Here is a 25,058-nt window from a genome sequence, read left to right as displayed (position 1 = left end):
TCATTAGCTTCGATGTGCCCTAAATATTATTTAGCTAAATTTATAATACTCTTTTAAACAATTATCATCAATAAATAAACTTAATCATTTACCAGCCACTATTCCCTGTACTTTTATTTATTGTAAAAGTTGAGTTTGCATCATTCCTTAATGGTAATCCTGTTGAGTTAGTTACATGTACATCGGAAAGAGTAGCTGAACCTATCGTTCCTGGTTTAACCCAAATTCCATCTGTACCGCTGTTATTAATATTTATATTACTTAAAGATACATTATTAATTGGTGCTGGATTAGGATAATTGTAAGTTTCACTTTGGAATACCAGTCCTGCATAAGTGGAATCATTAATATCTATATTATTTATTTTAATTCCATTCAGTGGAGAATCAACTGCATATATCCATAAAGCACCAAATTGTATACCATTCCAAAATGCTCCTCCACATCTAGTAAGCGTAACATTTTCAACAGTAGTAGTTCCACTAAAAGGTACTGGTTTGAAACAAGAACTAATATTTACACCTGCATATGTCAATGTATCTGCTGCTGTACAATTTTCTATTGTATTATTTGCTCCACCATAAATTGCAAATCCATTAGCTCTCCAAGTAAGTTGAGCCGAACAATTCCTTATTACATTATTCTGACATGGCGCACTGCTCATATCCGTAGCTGACCAAATTGCAAAAGAATCATCACCAGTTGTTCTTGCCGTACAATTTTGAATGGTAGTATTATTTGTGCTATTACATAAATTGATACCATCAGCAAAAGTATCTCTTATTCTCCATCCATATATATTAATACCTGATGCTGTGCTTGGAGAACCACACCAGAATCCACAGTTTGTATGTTCTATCCATATATCCCCAAACTCTGCTCCAGTTCCTGGCGTATTACAAAATGCCTTTCCACCTGTATCACGAATAGCACCCTCTCCAAATAATGCTAGATCATAAACCTTAAAATTATTGGCACCATTTAAATTAAATCCTATATTACCCCAATCACTTTGATTTGTATCTGGACAATAAAGCTTTGAATACCACATTCCTGCTCCTTGAATAGTAACATTGCTTTGAGCTATTATTTTATTTGTTTGATAGAAAGTACCTACTGGTATCCATACCCCTTTACCTTTTCCCTGTGCCACAGCATTCATGCACTGAGTAATTGCATTCGAACAATCTTGTGTACTTCCTGGTACTGCACCAAAATCAGTAATAGAGAGATATCCATTTGGCATAGTCTTTGCTGGAGCGACTTCTTCTAAGTCTATAAAATCTATTCCATAATATGCAGCTGTATCGCTTGAATCCACCTGAAGTCTTACCTTTGATCCTTCTGGTATATCTCCTGTGAGTGCTTGTGCTTCATCGTATATACGTCTTGGCGAACCATCACTAGGGTTATTTGTAGGTTGGCTTTCTGATCCATATAACCAGCTGTTTTTTGAAGATAGTGTTAACCTTTGCCTAAATTCTCCATTTACATAAAGACTTATAGTTGCAGTTGTTCCACCTCCATTCTGTGCATCTGGTATACAATTTCTAACAACTATTGAATTTGCCTCTTTCAGACTAGTCCATTCAACGTATTGTCCTTTTTCAGTAAGTTTTACTGCTTGACGCCCAGAAGCCTCACCTGCAAGATCTCCTACATTTCTATTTGGCAGCAGTACTGTTCCATTTGTAGTGCCTTTTTCTGCTTCATATTCAATCCATGGAATCTCAGCTCCTCTGCCTACAAAAACATTTTTAGTAAGTGCATTATTATTTTCTCTTGATTCATTTATAAAATTATCATAGTCAACATAGGCAGTTATACTATGACTTCCATCCACTGCTGTCCAATTTCCTGAACCAGCAGTTAAAGTAACGGAAGCTCCTGGAGCCAAAGATGAACTATAGCTATCTGAATAAAATGATGCTGGTGCTCCATCTATTGAAAATTCCACCTCATGTTTTACTGAAGGTGTTGCAATTGTTCCTATATTCTTTATTGTAGCACTTAATGTTACCTTGTCCCCAGCAGTCGGATTTTCAGGACTCCAAGATATATCCGTCACTACAAGATCACACCCAGGCAATGGACTAACAGTAATATTTTTACTCAAAGAGTTATTGTTTTCATCAATTTCTGCTATATTATTTTTACTATCTACCACAGCCTTTACAGTATGATTTCCCTGAGTTGCACTCCATTTTGAACTTGCTGTAATAGTAGCTGTACCTCCTACTGGAATTGAAGATTTATAATAGCTTGATGTATCTACAATTGTTCCATCAACATCAAATTCAACAGAATTAATCGTTCCATCCATTGTTGCTGCCGTTCCTATGTTTTTAACTATTGCACTAAATGTGACATCATCCTCTTCATTAGGGCTTGCTGGAGACCAGTTTACATCAGTTACTATTAAATCTGGGGAAGATACTTGTGTTGGATTAATAGTAATATAGTCTATATTTATATTGCCAGTATCTGTACTATCATATTTATATGCTATACTATTATTTCCTGCGTTAAGATACAATGTATCCACTTTATCTCCCCAAGTATTCCAACTAGATAGATTAGGAAGGGCTGCTTGTCTTATCTTAGTATTATTAACATATATACTTTCAGTCATAGTACTTCCCATTGAATTTCCATATCTTAAATCTACGTCATAATAACCAGCTGTTTGTACATTTACATTGAAATCTACATCTGCACCTACTGTTTGAATTCCATCAACAAACCCTGTACCAGAATATCCAGTATGGTCTACATTTACCTTTGCACCTCCTGAGAGAACAGCTGCTTCGCCTTCATATTTGTTTCCAGATTGTGTACCAGAATTATCTGCCGTTCCATATACCTCAAACTCTCCAACTTGTCCTCCAGTAGCGCCAGAATTTGCTGTAAAATTCAATCTAACATACCGAGCCTTAGTATCTTCAAACGATATTGTAACAGTATTACCTGATGAAGGGTCAAATGTGTAATTACTAGCTGATACTATTGTATTATAGGTAACATCATCTGTACTAGTAAGTACTGAAAGTGCTTGAGTTCTTTCTGTCCAAATACTATTAGGATTTAATTTTAAAACAATCTTATTAATAGTATCCGTACCTTGTAAATCTACAGTAAGAGTATTTGGATATGAATTAGAAGCTCCCTCCCAGTAAGTGTTAACGTTTCCATCGTTAGCATTTGTAGCTACATAAGTTTGCGTATTACAATTTGCAGTTATAGGTTTACCTAAAGCTAAATTAGTTGAATCGGCATATACCTTGTTTGATAATACCACAGCTTGCGTAAAAATCATGATGCATGACACAATCCAGCAGCTAATTTTTTGTAATTTTTTCTTCATAAAACACCCTCCAATTTAAGGTATAGTACTTAGACATTTATGGCAAACAAGTAGTAATATACTGTCTAATTAGTTATATTTTACTTTACTTTACTTTTTATTAAAAGTGCGTAATACTGCTAAATGGTTTGAAATATAACTTAAGTTTGAAATTATAGTTTTCAAACTTAACATGATAATATTAAAATTAAGCTATGTTTAAAAAATGTTAATAAAAATTTGCATCACTAAAATAAGCTTAATTACTTCAAATCATATGCATTTCTCTAATTAGATATTTTATAGTAAAATATTTTAAGGGGGGTATATACTATGTTAAATTTACTAATTGTAGATGATGAATTTTTAGTAAGAAAAGGTTTACGCCAAACAATTGATTGGCAAGGATTTGGAATTCAAATAGTTGGAGAAGCTTCCAATGGAACTAAAGGATTAACTTTAGCAGAAGAACTAAAACCTGATATTATTTTAACCGATGTTAAAATGCCAATAATGAACGGTCTTGAATTTATGCAAAAACTTAAAGAAAAAGATTTAAATCCAAAAATAATAATTTTGAGTGGTTATGAAGACTTTAATTATGTTAGGACGGCCATGCATAATGGAGCTGTTGCCTATCTATTGAAGCCAATTGATAATAATCAGTTAACTAACATTATTAAAGATGTTATAAATAAAATCACAAATGAAAAAAACACAAAAAAATATATTGATACCTTAAAAGATGAAATTCCCGCAATAACAAAACAATTTTTATCAGACTTGGTATCTGGTGATATTACTGACATTGGAAAAATTAATGAAAAAATATGTTTCTTAAATATTTCAGTTGATTTTAATAATTGCTATATTGTAGTTTTAAAAATAAATAAATATCAGAATATAATGCATAAGCTTTCCATTGAAGAACTCAATAAGTTTAAATATTATATAAATAAACTTATCTCAACCATTTTTATAGGGAATAGTGCTTTTAATTCAATTTTTATAAATAGAACTGAAGAAGAATTTCTAATTATTATAGATTTTAAACTTCATAATAGCAATGAACTTCAGCTAATTAAGGTTTGCTGTACTAAAATAGTTGAAAATTTAAAATTACACTTTAAAGAAACTATTTCCATTGGAATAAGTAATTTATGTACTAGCGTCCTTGAAATTAATAAAACATACAAAGATGCTTTAACTGCTTGTCAAAATAAACTTTCAGAAGAAACCAGTACCATAATACACATAAATGATATCTCTTTTAATGGATATAGGCGTGAAATCAAAGAAACTATTAAATATATACAAGATAATTATAATAATAATATAACTGTTGAACATGCAGCAAAAGAACTTTATATTAGTCCATCATATCTTATGCATATATTAAAAAAAGATTTAGGAAAAACCTTTAATGAATGTTTAACAGATTACAGAATCACAATGGCAAAAAAGTTGCTTTTAAATAGAAAATATAAAATTTATGAGGTGAGCACAAGAATAGGTTATAGGGATGTAAAATATTTTAGTCAAATATTTAAAAAAACTACTGGAATGACGCCAAGTGAATATATTAAAGCTCAATTTTAATATATGGTGATAAATGATGTATATTAAAGCTTTAAGAAAATTTAGTATTAAATTTAGATTAATGGCATCCCTGCTAATAGGAATAATCCTGTTTTCAAGCATTCTACTTTATGCTTCAGGTAAATTTTCTGAATACCTTATAAAAAGCCAACTTTTTAGCTATTTAGAACTCACTCAAAGAGAAATAGGTGTAGACCTTGAGTACACCTTAGACAAAGTAAATTCAACAAATATTAGATTATTATCAAATGATGATATCTATAGTTTATTGCAAGATAATAATTTATCTCACAGGGAAAAAGAAAATAATCTTAATACTATTTTTAATAGTATGTCAATTAACAAACAAATTATTGCTCAAATTTATATTATAACTAATAACGGTGAACAATTTAATATAAATTATCCAAAAGATACTATAGAAAAGCCAGATGAAAATTATATAAACAAAATTAGAAATACTAAAGGAACTATAGCTTGGGGAGCTATAAAAAAAGATGCTGATGGAAATGCATATCTTTTAGAAGGAAATAGATATAGAAATTTTCTAACCGGTCAGGATATAGGATGTCTTATTCTTTATATACGCGAAAGTGTTATTAATGATATCTATAACAAAAAAACTCCATATGGTGGTTATTCTTTCTTAATATCAAATAATAACTACATAATATCTGATAATGATAAATCAAAGATTGGAGATAAAATATTCGATGATAATATCTTTAGGACAACTTCTGACTTCACACATGATTCAGAAACAATTAATGGTAAACCTGCTATAATAACAATTAGTAATTTTGATGATAAGATTAGTAGATTAAATTGTTACTGGAAAATTGTAAGTATCATAAATAAAGACAAGCTATTTAGTATAGTCAAAAAAATTAATACTTATATTATCATTATTGTACTAATAATATCTATAGTTACGATATTTATTTCCATAAGCATTTCTTCTCGAATCGTTAACCCAATAAGGCTACTAAAGAATAAACTTAAAAACTTTGGAGAAGATAATACAATAAATCCGTCATTATACCGACAACCTCAAGATGAAATATGGGAACTTGAAAAATGCTACAATGAAATGACCTCAAGAATAAGTAATTTAATAGGAAAAAATAATGAGGAAAAAGAAAAGCAAAGAAAACTAGAGCTAACAGCTCTTCAAGCACAAATCAATCCACATTTTTTATATAACACTTTAGATGCCATAGGGTGGATTGCAAAAATGAAAAAGCAAAAAGACATAGAATCTCTAGTTCTTGCCCTAGCACAATTTTTCAGAATAAGTCTTCATAAAGGTGATAAATTCATAAGCCTCAAGGAAGAAATAGAATTAATAAAAAGTTATGTAATAATTGAATTAATTCGTTTTCCAGATAAATTTGATATAGATTTCAATGTTGATGAAGATATACTTGATAATAAAATATTAAAAATAACTCTTCAACCTATAGTTGAAAATGCTATAAAACATGGTCTTGGACCTAAAGATGAAAAAGGTCATATTCTAGTGACAGGAAAAAAACAAGATAATTATATGCTGCTGGAAGTAATAGATGATGGTATAGGCTTTAACATTTCAGAAGCACTTACTCAAAATAAGAATAATAATAAATTTAGTGGATATGGAATTAAAAATGTTGATGAAAGAATAAAACTTGAATACGGAAAAGATTGCGGTATAAGCATACAAAGCATTGTTGGTAACGGGACCTGTGTAAAAATAAAATTAGGATTAATTTAATGTTTTATGACTTAAAAGGGAGCTATTGCAATAAATGCCAAGCTCCTCATTTTTCTTATTAAAGTACATATAAACCTTCAACAACCTTATCAGCATTAGGTAAATTTTCTTTAGTACCAATTCCAATAGCTTTCATGCCAGCTCTTTTTGCAGCCTCAATTCCAGCTTTTGCATCCTCAAAAACAACACAGTCAATTGGATCTAATTTAAGTTTTCTTGCACACAGCAGAAATACTTCAGGATCAGGTTTAGCTTTTGAGACTTGATTTCCGTCCACAATTACATCAAATAAATTTGTAATATTTAAATTTTGAAGTATAATTGGGGCATTCTTGCTAGCAGAACCTAATGCTATTTTTACTCCACTAGACTTAAGTTTATATAGAAACTCCTTAACTCCTGGCAATATCTCCGATTCATCCATAGCTTTAATATATTCTACATACCATCTATTTTTTTATCCGCAAGCTTTTCCTTTTCGTATTTATCTAAACTTATATTACCAATATCCAGAAGTATATCTAAAGATCTCATTCTGCTTACACCTTTTAATCTTTCATTATCTTTTTCTGTAAATTCAAAACCAAGCTCACAAGCGAGTTTTTTCCATGCAATATAATGATATTTTGCAGTATCAACTATTACTCCATCTAAATCAAATATTGCTCCCTTAATACTTTCTATCATAAAATCACTCCATTTATAGTTAATATGAAACTTCAATAGTATCTCCAGCTTTAATATAAACGTCTTCATTTTTAATATTGACCAAAATCTTTTTAGGCTCTTTTCCAACACAATCTATAATAATAGTATTTTTTGTTATTTTAATATTAAATTTAATTCCTTTGTATACTAATTTAAAATTAACCTCCTGCCACTTTAAAGGGAGATGTGGATTAATGGATATTTTATTCTCATCAATCGTTATACCTGAAAAACCATATACTACATCCATCCAAGCCCCACCATTGGCTGCAGGATGTGTTCCACCAATATACAAGTTTCCTACATACTGTTTTGCATTGCCATTTAAATCGACAAAAGCTGTTTTAATAAAATAATTATATGCGCATTGAGTTTTTTCTAAATTGGCTGCAAGCATGCCATACATGCAGGCACTTAAAGTTGAACCATGTTCGGTTCTTTTTTCATAATACTCCCAGTTTGCTTTTTTCACTTCTGAAGAATAATTATCTTTAAATAAATTTAGCATAGTAACAACATCTGCTTGTTTTAATATCCTAGTGGTTGTGGCAATTCCATTACCTCCACCAAGATATTCATTTTTATTTAACATTCTTGACTTTAGCTTGTCTAAACTCAAATCTTCAAGTTTAAAGTATCCATCAAACTGTTCAATTAAATCAGTTTCAGCATCTGGTTTTGGAATATACAAAGCTTCATTCATGTTTTTTATATTTTCAATATCTTTGAAATAATTCAGCTTTATGATCAGCTTATCAAAAAATTCCTTTTTCTTATTGGATAAAAGCTCTAAAACTGAAATTGCAATTTCAAGCGTATGTTTAACCATTACATTTGTAAATGCATTATTGCCTACTCTCTCATGATACTCATCTGGACCAGTAACATCTAACAGTTCATATCTTCTTTTTTCTGGTTTATAGTATGCATAAGAATAAAAAAATCTAGCACATTCTAATATTACTTCTGCGCCACCATCAATAAATATACTAAAATCTCCAGTATGCTTATAGTACTCCCATATTCCATAGACAACATCAGCACTAATATGGATTTGTTTATCTCTAAAATATGTTCTCATTGGTCTTCCTGTAAACACATCTGCAACATTAAACAACGTACATGCGTCATCACCTGTGTCCTGACTCTCCCATGCATAAAATGCTCCTCTATATCCATATTCACTTGCTTTTCTCCTTGCACCATCCAGTGTATAATATCTATACATTAAAAGATTTCTTGCGATCTTTGGGTTTGTAGCATTAAAAAAAGGTAGCATAAACATCTCTGTATCCCAAAATACAGCTCCCTTATACACTTGCCCTGAAAGTCCTCTAGCAGGTATAGATACTTTATCAGAATGGGTAGGCGCAATTGATAAAAGCTGATAAATACTGTATCTTAAAGCTAGTTGAGCCTCATCGTCTCCTGTAAGCTTTACGTCTGAAGCCTCCCATTTATTATTCCATATTTGAGAATGAATTTCATAAAGCTTATCATATCCATCTTTTAAGACATCTGAACAGGTTTTAATAACTTTTTCTTCTGGGTTATAGCAATCTTTACTTGAATATATCGAAATATATCTAGTAAGCTCATATTCTTTTCCAGCTTTCGCGTTTACCTCAAGTTCTCTTAATGTATTTGCTTCATCAGTATATTCAATAAATTGAAAATCGCATTTTATTGCTTCTCCTTCAAATATATTTACACCGAGTTCTTTCGTAACTGTCTCTAATATTAATATTTCATCCTTTTTATCTACTTTCACTTTCCTAAGATGTGGACCATTCAAGTCCCATATATTATCATCAAATCCTATTTGAATTATAATCTTCGAATCTTCTTTACAAATAAAGCTGCATTTCATGCACATTATATGCACATTATCTGAACTTAAAAATCTTTCAATCAATAATTGTACTTTTTTCCCAGTTTTAGTCTGAAAGATAGTTTTTCTAAAATGAACTGCATTTCTTACATCTATACCCTGCTCATGCTGTTCTATCTTACTGGAAAGTACACTCAGAGGTTCCCCGTCACAGTATAGCTTTAGAAAAAAACCATTAGGTAGATTAACTGGCTCTCTCCATTTTCCTTCAACCTTATCATACACTGATGGTAGAACACAGGCAGTCAGCCCTTCTTTTGAGTATTCTTCCATAGTTCCACGATAACCTATATATCCATTTCCAAGCATATACTTATTGCCATTGAATTCAATCCTACTTTTATCAAAATTCTCATCTTTAATTATCCAGCTTATTTTTCTCACCTCCAAAAGTTTTATTGTAAGGCAATCTTAACTTCATTACTATCTAATAAATAGTCTTCATCATAAATATTAACTTTAACTACTGGGCCGTTAATCCTGTAAACGGTAACAAATTTATTATCTATTTTAAAATGCAACAATGTACCTTTGTATAGCAAATTAAAACTATATGATTTCCAAGTATCTGGTATTGACGGTTTAAATGCCAATATTTTTCCATCAGATCTCATTCCACCAAAACCATAAACTATATTCATCCATGCCGCTGCTATCGATGTAGTGTGAAGACCTTCATTTGTGTTTCTATTGTAGTTATCAAGATCCATTCTAGTTGCAAATTTAAAAAATTCAAAAGCTTCGCCGTATTTCTTTAATTCAGAAGCTAATATAGAGTGAATTGATGGAGATAATGAAGATTCATGTATAGTTCTTGGTTCATAATATTCATAATTTATTTTCTTAGTCTCAAAAGAAAATTCTTGATTATGCAAAAACATATACATCAACACATCTGGTTGCTTTATCATATCATTTCTATATATTCTGTCATATGACCAACTATGATAAAGTGGAAATTGCTCAACCGGAATTGAATGAATATTAATATGTGGCAAATCAAAATATCCATCGTGCTGCTCGTATATTCCTGTTTTTTCATCATATGGTATATACATATTTTCTTCCTTTAGCTTCCAGTCTTCCAATTCTTGTGAACACAGTTTCAACTTTTTTTCTATTTCATTTAGCTGTTGAGGCGCTTTTAATGTCATTTCTATTAGAACTTCTAGTGTATAAGCTAATGTCTTCTTTCCCATTATATTGGTATAAAAATTATTATTAACCATCATTTGAAACTCATCTGGTCCCATTACTGCAAAATATCCAAATTTATTATTTTTCTGCCCCCACTGCCCTCTACTTGCAAGCATTCTACTAATTTCTATAAGCATTTCTATACCTTTTGTATACAAAAATTTCTTATCCTCTATTAGCTTATCATAATGCCATATAGCATATGCCACTCCGGTACTTGCTTGTAATTGAAGACTAGCATGCTGCCATAATCCACAAGTTTCGCTTCCATCATTAGTTGCAATAGGATAAAATGCTCCTTCACAATCAAGTTCAGCAGCTCTTTTTCTGGCTTCTGGTAGTGTCTTGTATCTAAATTCAATTAAATTCTTTGCTGCCCTTGGATTGTTAAATATATAAAAAGGTAAACAATATGTCTCAGTATCCCAGAAGGTATTTCCACTATATGCCTCTCCTGTTAACCCCTTTGCTCCAATATTAAAACGAGAGTCCTCCCCATGATAAGTCTGATAAAGTTGAAAAATGCAATATCTTATGCCCTGCTGATTTTCCTCATCGCCTTCAATGACTATATCAGAACTTTTCCATACACTCTCCCAATAATCTCTTTGCTGCCCAAATGCCTTTTCATATTCAATACTACATAATTTCTTAGCTACAGCCATTCCGTCTTTCCATACTTCTTCAATAGTTTTGCTTATATTTTTTTCTGCATAATTAACTACAATTTTTTCTAACCTTCTTTTTTTACTTTTATCTAAAAAAAGTGAAAATTTTACTCCTACAAATTTTTCTTCCATAAAATATCTAACTATTTCTTCTGGTACTCCCTTAAGCTCAAAAGCCGACAACACTTTCTGTTTACTCTTTAATGTTTCTCCTAAAATCGCTATAATATTTTTTTCTTTTCCTTTTTTAGGACATGCCCATAGATTTTTCTTCTCAGCTTGATGCCATCTTGAAAAGTCAAGTCCACTTTCTACTTCAATATTCCCTGAAAAATTTAAAGGTTCAAAAACAATTTTTTGGCAACCTAACTTAGACTCAACCATACTTACAAATCTTTCGAAAGTAATTTTAATACTTTTCCCTTTTGATGTATCCCAAATAAATTCTCGAGTAAGTATACCCTGTTTCATATCGAGAATTCTTTTAAATTCTCTTATGTTACTTCTACTTAAATCTAATTCTTCCCCATCTATAGAAATCCTTGTATAAAGCCAGTCTACAGTATTAACCATATAAGTTTTGTTTTTTACCATGCCTTTATAGCTATTTGACAGCTTTATCTCATCCTTTTCAATTATTCCATTCAAATAACTGCCAATAAGCTTTTCCCCACTATATCCTTCATCAAAATATCCTCTAACACCCATATATTCATTTCCTAACGAAAATATGGATTCCGATACCATTCCGTTATAAGCATTAAATCCGTCCTCAATGATTTTCCATTTATCAATTTTAATATATTTATCTGCAATTTTACCCACTTTAAACTTCCTTTCTATATAAAGCATTTTTTTAACATATACCCGCATTAATTTTATCTATGCCACTTGTAGCATGAATAATGAAATAAAACTTAAAACTAACCTTTTATTCCAGATAGTGCAAGTCCTTTTGTAATATACTTTTGGAAGAAGATAAAAAGTATAGCTGGTGGTATTATTGAAAATCCTAAAGCAAGTAATCTATAATCCACTGAAAAAGCGTTATTTCCAGTAGACATATAGTATATCTTTAGCATTACAGTGTATTTATCTGTATCTTTTAGCACTAACATTGGTAACAAAAAATCTGACCAAGCCGCATTTAAAGAAAATATTATTACCACCATATTTACGGCCTTACTTAATGGTAGTATTAATTTATAAAAGATCTGAAAATCATTGCAACCATCAAGTCTCGCAGCTTCAATTAATGATCGAGGTATACCATCAAAAAAACTCTTATATAAAAGTACATTGAAAGCGTTAGCTCCGAAACTAAGCCATAGTGGTATAAAAGAATTTGTAAGATGAACTCCTACAATATTTTTAAAAATAGGTACTAAGTTTGTTGTTGCAGGAACCATCAAACTTCCAAGTATGAGATAAAATATAACTCTACTCCCTTTAGGCTTTAATACAGAAATTACAAATCCTGCAAATCCATTAAATATTACAGAACATAGTATACTTCCGCTAACTGATATTAATGAATTTAGATAATACTTTCCAAAATTTAAATCGTGCCATATATTAGCTATCTTTTCAGGATGAAAGCTTCTTGGAATGATTGTCGGCGGTATAGATACAAATTCTTTTATATCCTTCAAACTTGAAAGCATAACCCATAAAATAGGAACAATACATATAAATGCAATTAAAATGCACAAAGCTAACATACTATAGTATAATATTTTACCCTTAATACTCTTGAGATCTTGATAATTTATAATTCCAAAATCCTTTTTCCTCGATTTAAACATACTATCCACCCTTTCTATGCAGTTTCACTTTCTTTATTTAATCTAAGATATATAATCGTAAGCACAATTAAGATTAATCCCACTGTTGCTCCAACAGCGGCTGCTTTTCCAACTGCAACATCTATAAAAGCATAATTATAGTTTAATTCCATAAGAGAAATGGATGCATTATTAGGTCCTCCACCTGTCATTACCATTGGTTCATACAAAACTTGAAAGACTGCAATTATCTGCATCATTAATAGTAACTTTGCTATATTACTTATACATGGTATTGTTACATACCTTATTCTCGCCCATATACCTGCTCCATCTAATGTTGCTGCTTCATATAACTCCTGATTAACATCCTGCAAACTTGCTAAATATACAAGAGCAGTTGCACCAAATGACTTCCAAGTCATTGTAACTACAAGAAGTGGTATAGTAAGATGAGGATTTTGAAGCCATTGTGATTGTGGAAGTTTCAATGCACTCAATACTGCATTAAGTAATCCTCCTTGGCTTGGGTCAAATAAAAAGCCCCACAATAAAAGATTTGCAACTCCTGGAACCATATTAGGAAAATAAACAGCAAATCTAAAAAAGCCTTTAAAATGTATAACTTCATTTAGTATTATTGCTACAATAATTGGTATTAAATATCCAATCAATAATGACCATAGAGTGTAAGAAACGGTATTCATTACAGCTTTTTTAAATATAGAATCACTGAAAATATCAAGATAGTTTCGAAGTCCTATAAAATTAACTGCATTATAACCTCTAGTTTCAAAAAAAGACAATTTGATTCCATAAACAAGAGGTTCCCATATATAAAAAGCAAATAGTACTACACTAGGTAATAAAATTAACCAACCTACAATGTTTTTACTTATAATTTTTTTCAATTTATTTTTAAGTGTATTTTGGTGAATACTAAGTTTAGAATTAACAACTTGAGTATTATTCATTTACGCACCTCTTTTCAAATTTAATCCTGTTTAAAAGGAACAAAGTATACACTACTTTATTCCTTTTAAAATAATTATTTTACCTTATCAAGAAATCTTGTCTGAAAATCATTAGCTGCTTTATCAAGAACTGATTTTGGATCTGCATTTTTATTTGTTAAAACAACCTGTAAACAAGAATCTAAAACTCCGTACAAATCTTGTGTATTATATGGTTCTTCAACTTTAACATTATTAAATGCACTATCGTAATAAGGTTTAAACAAATCATAATTTACATTTCTATATTTTTTGTATAAGTTATTTTGAGCATCTACTCTATCTTTGTTAACCCAAACTGGTAAACCTGGAAGACCAGTAGGTTCATTAACACTTGCTTTTGACTTTAAATCTGATTCCAAACCAGAAAGTGATTCTGTATCTGCCTTTGGTGTATATCCCATTACTTGAAAAAGCTTAAATACAGCATCAATTTGATCAGCTGTAGCATTAGGTGCAACTAGATATGCATCTCCTCCAAGTAATGAATATTGTCCACTTGATCCAGAAGGTATTGATGCCATAGCTATAGCATCTTTACTCATCTTATAATCATTTACAGGATTGATAATTGCATCTGGAGCAGCCATTACCATTCCCACTTGGTCAGTTCCAAAATTTTTAATCCAATCATCCCAACCTAATAATGTACTAGGTAATAATACATCGTATTTCCATTTTAAATCCTTTACGTATTGAAGAGCTGCAACTGTTTCTGGGCTATTAATTCCATTCACCCATTTTCCATTCACTTTCTTTTCAAATTGTGCTCCAAAATTCCATGCTAATTGAACAAACTGCCATCCTCCTACATGGTCTTTTGTAGGAATGAACATACCTGCTTTACCTGTTTTATGCTTTATTATTACTGCATCTTGAGCTAATTCATCAAAACTTTTAGGATATTTAGGAAGCCCATTACTATCTACTAGTCCTGCCTTTTTGAACAAATTCATATTCATATACAAGCCTAAAGCATAACCATCATAAGGAAGTCCATAATACTTTCCATTACTTTGATATATTTTCGAAATAGTAGGATTTAATGCTTTATCATATCCATATTCATGAACATATTTTGTTATATCTGCTGCATAATTTGCAGACATAATTTTATTTGCTTCAGTATAGTATGCATAATATACCGTAGGTAGCTGTCCACTGGCTGCTTTTGGCATAAAAGTATCTGGAGAAAATTCATATCTATCTGGTTTTAAAGTTATATAAGGGTACTTTTTCTTCATCTTAGCTTGATAACCCTTCCATAGCGCTTGCCCTGCCTTATCATTATCCTGTGGCCACATACCAACATTTATTGTGACTTGTTTATGTCCATTAATTTTATCACTACTAGTACTTCCACATCCTGCAAAAGTAGTTGCAATAACAATAGAACACATAAGTAAACTTAAAATTCTCTTTTTCATTAAAGTCTCCCCCAACTTCATTTTTTCAAAATCCGGATTTGATATTTTAATGTTATCATAGGTATAATTAGTATAAAAGTATACAATGCTGTTAAAACGTTTACTAAATTGTTTTTCTTTTAGCATAGATATTTGTAATCTATAATAAAATTATTATAATTTAATTATTAAGATATGTAGGGGGATAATTCTATGTTTAAGCATTTGAAACTTAAAATTGAGGGCACTATTATGCTAATATTAGTCATAAGTTCCATTATAATTAGCATCACTTCGTATATAGCATTAAAGTTTTTTATAACAAATAATTTCATATCATTAGCTTCAAATAGTTTTTCTCAAAGTATTGATAACGTTTCCACGCATATGAAGCTTATTCAAGAATCCTCAAATTTATTGATGGAAAACAACACAGTTTTAGAGGTTTTAAGAACTAATGATTACAATACAGATATTACTTCTGTATTAAATTTGCCCAAAAACTCTTATTCAGGAATACTAGGGGTTGTTCTAATCAATTCTTATGGAAATGAATATTTATCAGAAAGTGTATCATATTACCCTTCTCTAACTGTGCTAAGGTATAATAAGGATATAAACAATTTTATTTCAAGCAAAAAAAATTCATTTTGGTTCATCCGGGATAACTATACAGCAGAATATTACAACCGAAACATTTATGATGAAAAACTTGGTGTAATTACATTTATGACAAAGATATTTGATAAAAATAAAAAAATGTTAGGTTTTCTTTGTATTGATATAGATCCAAATTATTTATACAGCCTATTTCTAGATAATAATAGTGGTTTTATAAATAATTCTAGAATATACATATCTATTGATACAATTAAGATACTTTCTCATAGAAATGAAGATTATCTCGATAATTATCTAAAAAAAGAAATTTCATTGAAATCAAACCCAAAGTATTGGATCGATTATAAGAATAAATTTTTATTGCTATATGATAATTTATTTTACAACAACAAAGCAATTTTAGCTATTCCACTAACATTATTATATAATAAACTAAAAAATTTACTTATATTATTGTTAATAATTAATTTAATAATAATCGCTTTAGCTTTCTTAATGGGAAATGCAATTTCAAATAGTATATGTAAACCATTAATTAAACTTTATAATAAAATGAAGAAAAGTTATTTTAATTAATCTAAATTATACCGACTTAAAAATGTAAAGAAATTTTCATTTATTGTGATGTTATATAATAATGAAATCTATAACAGAATTAAATCTGCAAAACAAATATATAAAATTATTAACATACTCTATAAGTATATTAATAATACTCTCAACATTATTCTTGAAGCAACATGTGCTTTTAGACATATTATGTGCTATATTATTAGTTGAAACAGTTACAAAACCTGTTTTCAAATTTGATTAGGAGAGATTTATCGCATGGAAAAAGAAACAATTCTTATTGTGGATGACGAAAAAGAAATTAGAGACTTAATTGATATATATTTAAAAAATGAAGGATATAAAACCTTAAAGGCAGAAAATGGCATAGAAGCACTTAATATTTTAAATAATGATAATATTGATTTAATATTGCTTGATATTATGATGCCTAAAATGGATGGTATTGAAACCTGCATGAAAATACGTGAAGAAAAAAACACCCCTATAATTATGCTTTCAGCTAAAAGCGAAGATATAGATAAGATAATGGGATTAACAACAGGAGCTGATGACTATATTACGAAACCATTTAATCCACTTGAACTTGTTGCAAGAGTTAAGTCTCAATTAAGACGTTATTTAAAACTTAATGAATTCAAAAAACCAGATAGTAAAAATGGTTTCATCGAGGTTGATGACTTAATAATAAATGTCAATACTCATGAGGTCAAAGTAGGTAATAAAGATATAAAACTTACCCCTAGGGAATTTGATATTTTAAGACTTTTAGCCGAAAATAGAGGCATAGTATTCAGTATAGAAAAAATTTATGAAATCGTGTGGAAGGAATCCTTTATGGAATCTGAAAATACAGTAATGGTTCATATAAGAAAAATTCGTGAAAAAACAGAGCAAAATCCACGAAAGCCGATATATATAAAAACTGTTTGGGGGGTAGGCTATAAAATTGAAAATTAACTTTCCACCATTAAAAGTCCTCTTAAGCCCAGTTATAAAGTTGTGGAGTATTGCAAGAAGAAGTTTAAGGCTGGAACTTATTTTTGTATTTGTACTTTCATTTTTTTTATCTATAGTAATTGGATTTTTATTTAACGGAATTTTAAATTCAATTTCCGCTAAAAAAAATGCAAGCATAGAGTACACTTATGGAATTAGAAAAATAGATAATGCCACAAAAAAAGCCGCAGATAAACTCAATAATATTTATAGTAAAAATAGCTCCTCATCTAATATACAAAATGTTATGGATGACCTATATGAGGATTCTCATTTAAACGCAGTAATAACAGATTTACAGGGAAATGTAATTATTAATTCTAAGCCCTATTCCTTTTTAAAAAAGATAAACTTATATGATGTCATTAAGAATTCCACCAACAAATTTTTAGAGGAATACGATTCTACCAATCGTAAATATACTTCTAATGCTTATAACAAGGAATTTTATTCATTCTATCCTGTTAATTTAAAGGATAAAAAGGGATTTTTAATAGTAAATGGTATTCCTCAAGGTGTCATTGTATACAGTCACTCCAGTGATGGCTTATTATCCATAATTTTAGGAATAATATCCTTTATAGTATTATTTCTTTTATTCACTAGAAAAAAGATGAAATATATAGAGGAAATATCCAGTGGCTTGATTGAAATATCCAAAGGAAATTTAAACTATAGAGTAAATGCCAAAGGCCATGATGAGCTTTCAAAATTATCAACTAACATAAATTACATGGCTTGTGAGGTTAATTCTAAGATTGAAAGGGAAAGAAATGCTGAAAAGGCTAAAAGTGAGCTTATAACTAATGTATCGCATGACTTAAGAACACCTCTTACTTCCATTATGGGATATCTTGGTCTAATAAAAAATAAAAAATATGAAAATCAATCTCAAATGGAGGAATACTTAAATATAGCCTATAATAAATCAGAAAAATTGAAAATACTTATTGAAGATTTATTCGAATATACAAAACTTACAAACGAAAATATAAAGCTTCGCAGGGAATGTGTTGCATTAAATGAATTTATAGAACAGCTTATAGAAGAAATGATTCCTATATTTGATGAAAATAATCTAAAGCTAGTAAAAGAAATTTCAAAAGAAAAATTAATTGTAGATGTAGACACCAATAAAATATTAAGAGTATTTGAAAACCTAATTACTAATGCAATAAAGTATAGTGTAAAACCAGGTGAAATAACTATAAAACTTTACAGAGAAGATATTTATGCTGTATTTTGTATCCAAAATGAAGGAAATCACATTAACCACAACGACCTAGAAAAAATATTCGAAAGATTTTATAGAATTGAAAAATCCCGTTCAACTTCAACTGGTGGAAGCGGTCTTGGGCTTGCAATTGCAAAAAGTATAGTTGATCTTCATGGCGGAAAAATAAACGCTAGCTGCGAAGAAAATAAAATAAGCTTTTTTGTAGAACTACAAACTATATGATAATTTAATATAAATAAAAAATGCTTCCAAAATGTAATCATTGATTGCACTTTGGAAGCATTTTTAATGGTATTATATGATATATAGTCTCCCGGCCAATGCCAGGTATGATAACATGATAAAAGAAATATGGGATATAATCTCCTAGACAAGACTAGGTATGTAAATCACTCACAAAGTTATTATATTACTAATTTGAATTTTAATCAACATTTTTTTATATAAATTTTCTATTATATGACCTAAACCAACAAATTAAACATCTATAGATAACTTTAATTTTAAATTCAATATTTTATTGATAAATTCATCATTTAATGTCGCAATATGTCTTCCAAGCCTTGCCTTTGATACAACTTTTATCTGCTCACATAAAACAGTACCTGTAATTTTATTTTCCTCTCCCTTTACAAGCGTGTAATCACTTTCCCGTATTTCTATATGCGCTGCTATTTTTTTTCTTCTGTTTGATATTGGGGCTATTATTGTTGTAGGTCCTTTTTCATTTCCTGTATTATTCTGTATAATCACTACTGGTCTTACTTTATTTTCTTCCGAGCCTATATTCTTCCCCAACTGACAGGTCCAAATTTCTCCGCGCTTTGGTATTGTTTTTATGCTTGCGGCTATATTCTCATTAATTTGCATTTTACTGTTAGCCCAATCTACATATTCAAAAATTTCTTTAATGTTATAGGCTCTTTTTCTCAAGTTATTTATCTGCTCATTATCCATTAATTTTTCATTATTAAGTTTTACGTATTCCGCTAATTGCTGTTCTATTAATTCCTTAGTGTTTTTTATATATTTTTTTAACTGAACGCTATTCATATCCCTTATCATAACACTACCCACACATTATCCCCCTCCCCAATAAGTATGCATAAATATATGATTATTATACCATATAAGAGTAGAATTTTATAATTTTTTTACAATCTATCCTTTGAATCTCATATTTTTTGCAATTCTATTTAATAAGTTTAACAATTTTTGATTTACCAACCTTCAATATATCGTCCTGTTTCAAACATAAATTAACGTCAAATACCTTATTTCCATTTACCTTTACTGCACCTTGTTTTATAAGTCTTCTTGCATCACTTTTGGAATTTGAAAACGCTGCTTTAACAATACAGGATATTATATCTTCATCTTTGTCAATTTTTATTTCTTTGATATCCTCAGGTACGCTATTATTTTGAAATATTGTTTTAAAGTGTTCTTCTGCTTTAACTGCATTTTTTTCTCCATGATACAATTTTACAATTTCTTTTGCAAGTCTCATTTTTATATCCCTTGGATTTTTGCTTTTAAGATCATTTTTTATATTATCAATTTCATCTGGATGTATATCTGTGGCAAGTTCAAAGTACTTTATTATTAAATTATCTGGTATCTTCATTATTTTCTCATACATTGTATTTTCATCTTCATTTATTCCAACATAATTTCCCAGGCTTTTGCTCATTTTTTCTACCCCATCTATTCCCTCTAGAATCGGCATAAAAAGTGCAATTTGTTTTTCCTCACCATATTCACTTTGGAGATTTCTTCCCATAAGCACATTAAACTTTTGATCAGTTCCTCCTATTTCAATGTCAGCTTTAATTGCAACAGAATCATATGCCTGCATTAAAGGATAGAAAAATTCGTGGATGCCTATGCTTATATGATTACTAAAACGCTTTTTAAAATCTTCTCTCTCAAGCATCCTTGTGACACTGTATTTTGATGCCAACTCTATTACATCTTTAAAACTCAATGTTGATAACCATTCACTATTAAATCTAAGTTCTGTTTTCTCTCTATCTAGCACCTTAAAAACTTGCTTTTCATAAGTTTTTGCATTTTCCACTGCCTCTTCTCTTGTAAGCTGCTTTCTTGTTTTTGATTTTCCAGTTGGATCTCCTACCATTCCAGTAAAATCACCTATAATTATTACAGCTCTGTGTCCTAAATCCTGCATTTGCTTTATCTTCCTTAGTACCACTGCATGCCCAAGATGTATATCTGGTGCTGTAGGATCAAGTCCTAATTTTACTGTAAGAGGTTTTCCTTCTTCAATAGATTTTTTTAGTTTTTCTTCAAGTTCTTCTTTGTTTATTATTTCCACAGTTCCTTTATTTATAATTTTTATTTGATCTTTTACACTTAACATTTTTATTACCACCTTTATATATTTTTTTAACTACCCAAATTACTTTTATCTAATTTAAAAATTCCAGGTAATTTTATGAATAAAAAACTCCCGTCCTCATGAAAAATTCACAAGGACGAGAGTTATATTCCCGCGGTACCACCTTAATTTACTAATATTTCGCAATATTAATCTCTTTTCAAGTACAACAATAAATAGTAGAACCGCTTTAAACTAAAAACTATATATACCCCAAAATTTCTTGAATATTTAGATTTTGGAACATAACTAATTTAAGTTTTGCAGTATTCCCACTTTGTTTATACTCTATCATTTTAACGGTTGAAGCTTCCGTAGACACCTAATATTTTCAGTGTTAAGCTCAGAGACGTATTCAGAATATCCTGTTTTCATTTTCCTCTCACCAAGATATAACGCTAAATTTCTTGCATTATAACTTTTAAATTATCAATGCTAAATTTGTTTAATCCTATGATAACTTAAAAAGCAGACTGCATTAGAATTTGTGAATTATATACAACGGAATTTCTCTGTAGAAACCCTAGATAACCTACTCTTTCTCTTCAAAGCCTTTAATTATTTATTTTTTATATGTTACCAAAGATGCTCTTAAATGTCAAACTTGATTTTAAAGCTTTTTATCTCATAAGGCTTAATTGCAAAGCTAATTTTGTTTCCTATAAATTCCACATCATTCAAATATCTTTCCATTAAATTACACTCACATACGCTTTCTATATTCTTAAAGAATTCCATAGTTACATTACTTCTTTTATTATAACACTCATATACTCTTATTATTACATGAGAACTATCTTCTGCTTTTTTCATAACTTCCATTATTACATTATCTTTATCAATTTTTGCAAAAGAAATTTCTCTTTGTAAAATCCCATCATGCTTTTCCTCTAAAACAGTATAAAGAGGATTATTAAGCATATATGCCATTTGGACAGTATTTCCTTCTCTCCAATCTCCTTTATGAGGATAAAGTGAATAGGTAAAAAAATGCTCTTCTTTATCTGCATCAGGATTGGGATCTACCCCACTCTTTATAAGTGTAAGTCTCATAATACCATCTTTTATATCATATCCATATTTGCTGTCATTTAGCAAACTTATGCCAAAACCATCTTCTGATAAATCAGCCCATTTATGTCCACAAACCTCAAACCTAGCCATATCCCAGGAAGTATTTTCGTGCGTTGGTCTTTCTATATTTCCATATTGAATTTCATAAGTAGCTTTACTTGAATTAATATCAACTGGAAATGCTGCTTTGAGAAGAACTTGAGATTGCTTCCAATCAACATAACTATTAAAGTCAATTCTTGCGATGTCTCTATAAATATATATTTTTTGGACTATAGTTGAATCGACAAACTTTCTTTTTATTTCTAAAGCTGCTCTAACAGATCCATTTTCTACAATACTTATACTGGATACATCATTGACCTTCCACATCTTTTCCGAATAGTATATATCTATATCCCAGTTATCAAAATTCATAGGCTTATCCTCAAATGCCTGAAGTTCATTTCCTAATGAACCTACCTTTATAACCTCTCTTTCATTTCTCTTGTCATATAATGAGCTTACTTCTCCATTTTCATCAAATACAATCTTAAAGAATTTGTTTTCTGCTAGTCTAGTACTAGATAATATTTCAGGTAATACATTGTCTTTTGATGCTTCTACTACAGAATAAGCTTTATATCCATTTGCAGGGACACTATCTGCAAAGAAAATAGCTTTATTTTGTGGAATTCTCTGGCAAACTATTTCCAGTCCATTTTCATCAATAACAGCTGGATTTTTTATATCAAGAGGAACTTCAAACTTAGAAATATCACTTCTTGTAAAAGACAATGAATTAAACACCACAACTGATTTTTCATTTAATCCTATCCTTGATGCTATAAATTCAGCTGAATCTTTTAAAACCTCCTTACCAGAACTTATTATGTCTTTATATTCTTCATTTGTAACCTCATATACCTCTTTTATGGATGAACCAGGTAATATATCATGAAATTGATTAAGAAGTATGTTTTCCCAACCCTTATTTAATTTTTCACTACAATAATCTTTATTCAAAAATGCAGCCATAGAATTTAACTTTTCAGCAGTAATATAAATGTTTTCACTAAGTCTATTATCTCTTTTATTTCTTGCCATTGAAGTATATGTTCCTCTATGATATTCAAGATACAATTCGCCTACCCATTTTGGAAGCCTTTTATTATCCTTAACCTTACTTTCAATTCTTTTAAAATAATCCTTCGAAGTCCCCATTTTAACCTTAGGACACCCTGGAATTCCTTTATTTAATCTTCTTGCAGTTTCAAGCATCTCATATGTGGCTCCACCGCCACCATCTCCATAGCCAAAGCACACAAGAACATCATCATTTATATCCTTTTGCTGGTATCTATCCCACGCTCCCATAATAGCTTCCGGATGTATATTCCCATTATATGTCGTAAAATGATCGCTTAACGGACCGGATATATCTTTAGTTGTTACAAAGTGTGTGAGAATTTCAGTTCCATCTATACCTTTCCACATAAATGTATCATAAGGTATTTTATTAAATTGATTCCAAGAAATTTTAGTTGTCATAAAATAATTAACATCAGACTTTTTTAGTATCTGCGGAAGTGCTGCACTGTATCCAAATACATCTGGAAGCCACAGTACTTCACTTTCGACATCAAATTCTTCTTTAAAAAATCTCTTGCCAAATAATATTTGACGCACAAGAGATTCTCCTGAAGTCACATTACAATCTGCTTCAAGCCACATAGCACCTTCTGGTTCCCATTTCCCTTCTTTAACCTTTTCCTTTATTTTAGAATATATTTCTGGATAATCTTCTTTCACAAACTTATAAAGCTGAGGCTGGCTAGACATAAAAATATACTCTGGATATTCCTCCATAAGCTTTAAAACAGTTGAAAAACTTCTTCCAGCCTTTTCCCTTGTTTGTGCCACTGTCCACATCCATGCAACATCTATGTGAGTATGACCTACACAAGTAGCAGTAACATCACTATCACCACAAAGTTTTTCATAGAACTCACTTTTTAAATATTGATTTGCCTTATTAATACTGCTATAGTACTCTTCCGAAAATACTTTTCTAAAATCAAGTATATTAACTGCGCTATTTAACACATTAAGCATGTCTATTCTTCTTTTGTCTTGAGAATCTAAATTTTTGCAGACCAATGCAGGAACTTGTAGATTAAAGTATAATTCTCTTGTTTTACTGTCTATAATAACTAGTTCGCCATTAAGTGTAGCCTTTTTATCCTTAAGCATACCCCCATAAGCATGTAAGTCTATATTGTAAATCTCACCACCTTGGACCTTATGAGATATCATTACCTCTCTATGATTAATATCCAATGCTTGTACTTGTTTGCCATTTATATAGATTATAAATTGCGGATTTACTGCATCCCAACCCTCTTCAAAAGTATAAAAATTTAATGCAATGGTCTTGCCAGCAAATTCTTTTGGCACTTCAACTTTAGTTTTGAACCATGAATGTTTATCCCTTCCTCCCCATAAATCTTCTGTTTTAAAATCTCGCCAGCCTTCTTTGATTTTATCCATTTCCTTCATTCCAAGAAAATTACCATCGTGAATTTTATAACTAGTTATTGGTATTTTTTGTGAATAAACATAACCTTTTAATTCATCACATGTTTTCTGTACTCTTTCTAGAATATACTTCATATCTAAATCCCCTTTTTTATAAATCGTTTTCAACGGTATGTTAACCGTTTACTTACTTCTTAAATTTTATTATATATTATTTTTTTAATTATTTCTACATCATAAAATAGCTTTTAATTTAAATGGACATTTTGTAATAATA

At 30.1% G+C, this 25,058-nt stretch carries 16 protein-coding genes; 5 read left to right on the top strand and 11 right to left on the bottom strand.

What is annotated here, in order from left to right; genetic code table 11:
- Nucleotides 1–88: 88 nt before the first annotated feature.
- A complete protein-coding gene (locus LQK79_RS02365) occupies nt 89–3,364 on the bottom strand; it encodes a CARDB domain-containing protein (RefSeq protein WP_053241160.1) in 3,276 nt (1,091 codons plus the stop codon).
- Nucleotides 3,365–3,676: 312 nt separating this feature from the next.
- On the opposite strand from LQK79_RS02365, the gene LQK79_RS02360 reads away from it, so the two are divergent.
- Together LQK79_RS02360 and LQK79_RS02355 are read left to right on the top strand one after the other, a co-directional pair.
- On the top strand, nt 3,677–4,942 hold the full coding sequence (locus tag LQK79_RS02360; RefSeq protein WP_231015376.1) for a response regulator transcription factor: 1,266 nt from the start codon (nt 3,677–3,679) through the stop codon (nt 4,940–4,942).
- A 13-nt stretch (nt 4,943–4,955) separates the two neighbouring features.
- Nucleotides 4,956–6,695 carry a cache domain-containing sensor histidine kinase gene (locus LQK79_RS02355; RefSeq protein WP_084756854.1) on the top strand — a complete coding sequence of 580 codons (1,740 nt, stop codon included), beginning with the start codon at nt 4,956–4,958 and terminating at the stop codon, nt 6,693–6,695.
- Between the two features lie 58 nt (nt 6,696–6,753).
- Here LQK79_RS02355 and LQK79_RS21035 read toward each other — a convergent pair whose 3' ends face one another.
- The 7 genes from LQK79_RS21035 to LQK79_RS02325 all read right to left on the bottom strand — a co-directional run bounded on the left by LQK79_RS21035 (nt 6,754) and on the right by LQK79_RS02325 (nt 15,383).
- Complete coding sequence (locus tag LQK79_RS21035; protein ID WP_331000625.1) at nt 6,754–7,119, bottom strand: HAD family hydrolase; 366 nt, start codon at nt 7,117–7,119, stop codon at nt 6,754–6,756.
- Nucleotides 7,120–7,133: 14 nt separating this feature from the next.
- Nucleotides 7,134–7,382 (bottom strand): HAD hydrolase-like protein, encoded by a 249-nt coding sequence (locus LQK79_RS21030; protein WP_331000624.1) that lies wholly within the window; start codon nt 7,380–7,382, stop codon nt 7,134–7,136.
- A gap of 19 nt (nt 7,383–7,401) precedes the next feature.
- A complete protein-coding gene (locus tag LQK79_RS02345; RefSeq protein WP_231015375.1) occupies nt 7,402–9,678 on the bottom strand; it encodes a glycosyl hydrolase family 65 protein in 2,277 nt (758 codons plus the stop codon).
- Between the two features lie 11 nt (nt 9,679–9,689).
- Nucleotides 9,690–11,984 (bottom strand): glycoside hydrolase family 65 protein, encoded by a 2,295-nt coding sequence (locus tag LQK79_RS02340; protein ID WP_231015374.1) that lies wholly within the window; start codon nt 11,982–11,984, stop codon nt 9,690–9,692.
- A gap of 98 nt (nt 11,985–12,082) precedes the next feature.
- Complete coding sequence (locus LQK79_RS02335) at nt 12,083–12,964, bottom strand: carbohydrate ABC transporter permease (RefSeq protein WP_231015373.1); 882 nt, start codon at nt 12,962–12,964, stop codon at nt 12,083–12,085.
- 14 nt (nt 12,965–12,978) lie between these two features.
- Nucleotides 12,979–13,917, bottom strand: a complete 939-nt coding sequence (locus tag LQK79_RS02330; protein WP_053241156.1) for a carbohydrate ABC transporter permease — start codon at nt 13,915–13,917, stop codon at nt 12,979–12,981.
- Between the two features lie 74 nt (nt 13,918–13,991).
- A complete protein-coding gene (locus LQK79_RS02325) occupies nt 13,992–15,383 on the bottom strand; it encodes an ABC transporter substrate-binding protein (protein WP_157055653.1) in 1,392 nt (463 codons plus the stop codon).
- Nucleotides 15,384–15,575: 192 nt separating this feature from the next.
- Here LQK79_RS02325 and LQK79_RS02320 point away from each other — a divergent pair, with 192 nt between their 5' ends.
- From LQK79_RS02320 to LQK79_RS02310, 3 genes are all read left to right on the top strand, one after another.
- The gene (locus LQK79_RS02320; protein ID WP_231015372.1) at nt 15,576–16,559 is read left to right on the top strand and encodes a cache domain-containing protein; all 984 of its coding nucleotides are present in this window, start codon (nt 15,576–15,578) and stop codon (nt 16,557–16,559) included.
- A 252-nt stretch (nt 16,560–16,811) separates the two neighbouring features.
- Entirely contained in the window at nt 16,812–17,513 is a 702-nt protein-coding gene (locus LQK79_RS02315) for a response regulator transcription factor (protein WP_053241154.1), read from the top strand.
- Nucleotides 17,503–19,011 carry a HAMP domain-containing sensor histidine kinase gene (locus LQK79_RS02310; RefSeq protein WP_231015370.1) on the top strand — a complete coding sequence of 503 codons (1,509 nt, stop codon included), beginning with the start codon at nt 17,503–17,505 and terminating at the stop codon, nt 19,009–19,011. Before LQK79_RS02315 ends, LQK79_RS02310 begins: the two co-directional genes overlap by 11 nt.
- A gap of 255 nt (nt 19,012–19,266) precedes the next feature.
- Here the strand turns inward: LQK79_RS02310 and LQK79_RS02305 are convergent, their stop codons facing one another.
- From LQK79_RS02305 to LQK79_RS02295, 3 genes are all read right to left on the bottom strand, one after another.
- Nucleotides 19,267–19,854: a type II toxin-antitoxin system PemK/MazF family toxin gene (locus LQK79_RS02305; RefSeq protein WP_231015494.1), complete on the bottom strand. Its 588-nt coding sequence runs from the start codon at nt 19,852–19,854 to the stop codon at nt 19,267–19,269.
- Between the two features lie 127 nt (nt 19,855–19,981).
- Nucleotides 19,982–21,172: a tyrosine--tRNA ligase gene (tyrS, locus tag LQK79_RS02300; RefSeq protein ID WP_053241151.1), complete on the bottom strand. Its 1,191-nt coding sequence runs from the start codon at nt 21,170–21,172 to the stop codon at nt 19,982–19,984.
- A 609-nt stretch (nt 21,173–21,781) separates the two neighbouring features.
- The gene (locus LQK79_RS02295) at nt 21,782–24,916 is read right to left on the bottom strand and encodes an alpha-mannosidase (RefSeq protein WP_231015368.1); all 3,135 of its coding nucleotides are present in this window, start codon (nt 24,914–24,916) and stop codon (nt 21,782–21,784) included.
- Between the last annotated feature and the right edge of the window lie 142 nt (nt 24,917–25,058).

This window comes from Clostridium guangxiense (assembly GCF_021043395.1).
GTDB classification, from domain to species: Bacteria; Bacillota; Clostridia; order Clostridiales; family Clostridiaceae; genus Clostridium_S; species Clostridium_S guangxiense.
Note: the sequence above shows the minus strand (reverse complement) of the source record. Positions and strands in the feature narration are given on the sequence as shown.

Excerpts from the sequence above, each read along its gene's own strand:
- LQK79_RS02365 (WP_053241160.1), bottom strand. The coding sequence starts at position 3,364 with ATGAAGAAAAAATTACAAAAAATTAGCTGCTGGATTGTGTCATGCATC.
- LQK79_RS02360 (WP_231015376.1), top strand. The coding sequence starts at position 3,677 with ATGTTAAATTTACTAATTGTAGATGATGAATTTTTAGTAAGAAAAGGT.
- LQK79_RS02355 (WP_084756854.1), top strand. The coding sequence starts at position 4,956 with ATGATGTATATTAAAGCTTTAAGAAAATTTAGTATTAAATTTAGATTA.
- LQK79_RS21035 (WP_331000625.1), bottom strand. The coding sequence starts at position 7,119 with ATGGATGAATCGGAGATATTGCCAGGAGTTAAGGAGTTTCTATATAAA.
- LQK79_RS21030 (WP_331000624.1), bottom strand. The coding sequence starts at position 7,382 with ATGATAGAAAGTATTAAGGGAGCAATATTTGATTTAGATGGAGTAATA.
- LQK79_RS02335 (WP_231015373.1), bottom strand. The coding sequence starts at position 12,964 with ATGTTTAAATCGAGGAAAAAGGATTTTGGAATTATAAATTATCAAGAT.
- LQK79_RS02330 (WP_053241156.1), bottom strand. The coding sequence starts at position 13,917 with ATGAATAATACTCAAGTTGTTAATTCTAAACTTAGTATTCACCAAAAT.
- LQK79_RS02325 (WP_157055653.1), bottom strand. The coding sequence starts at position 15,383 with ATGAAAAAGAGAATTTTAAGTTTACTTATGTGTTCTATTGTTATTGCA.
- LQK79_RS02320 (WP_231015372.1), top strand. The coding sequence starts at position 15,576 with ATGTTTAAGCATTTGAAACTTAAAATTGAGGGCACTATTATGCTAATA.
- LQK79_RS02315 (WP_053241154.1), top strand. The coding sequence starts at position 16,812 with ATGGAAAAAGAAACAATTCTTATTGTGGATGACGAAAAAGAAATTAGA.
- LQK79_RS02305 (WP_231015494.1), bottom strand. The coding sequence starts at position 19,854 with ATGATAAGGGATATGAATAGCGTTCAGTTAAAAAAATATATAAAAAAC.
- tyrS (WP_053241151.1), bottom strand. The coding sequence starts at position 21,172 with ATGTTAAGTGTAAAAGATCAAATAAAAATTATAAATAAAGGAACTGTG.
- LQK79_RS02295 (WP_231015368.1), bottom strand. The coding sequence starts at position 24,916 with ATGAAGTATATTCTAGAAAGAGTACAGAAAACATGTGATGAATTAAAA.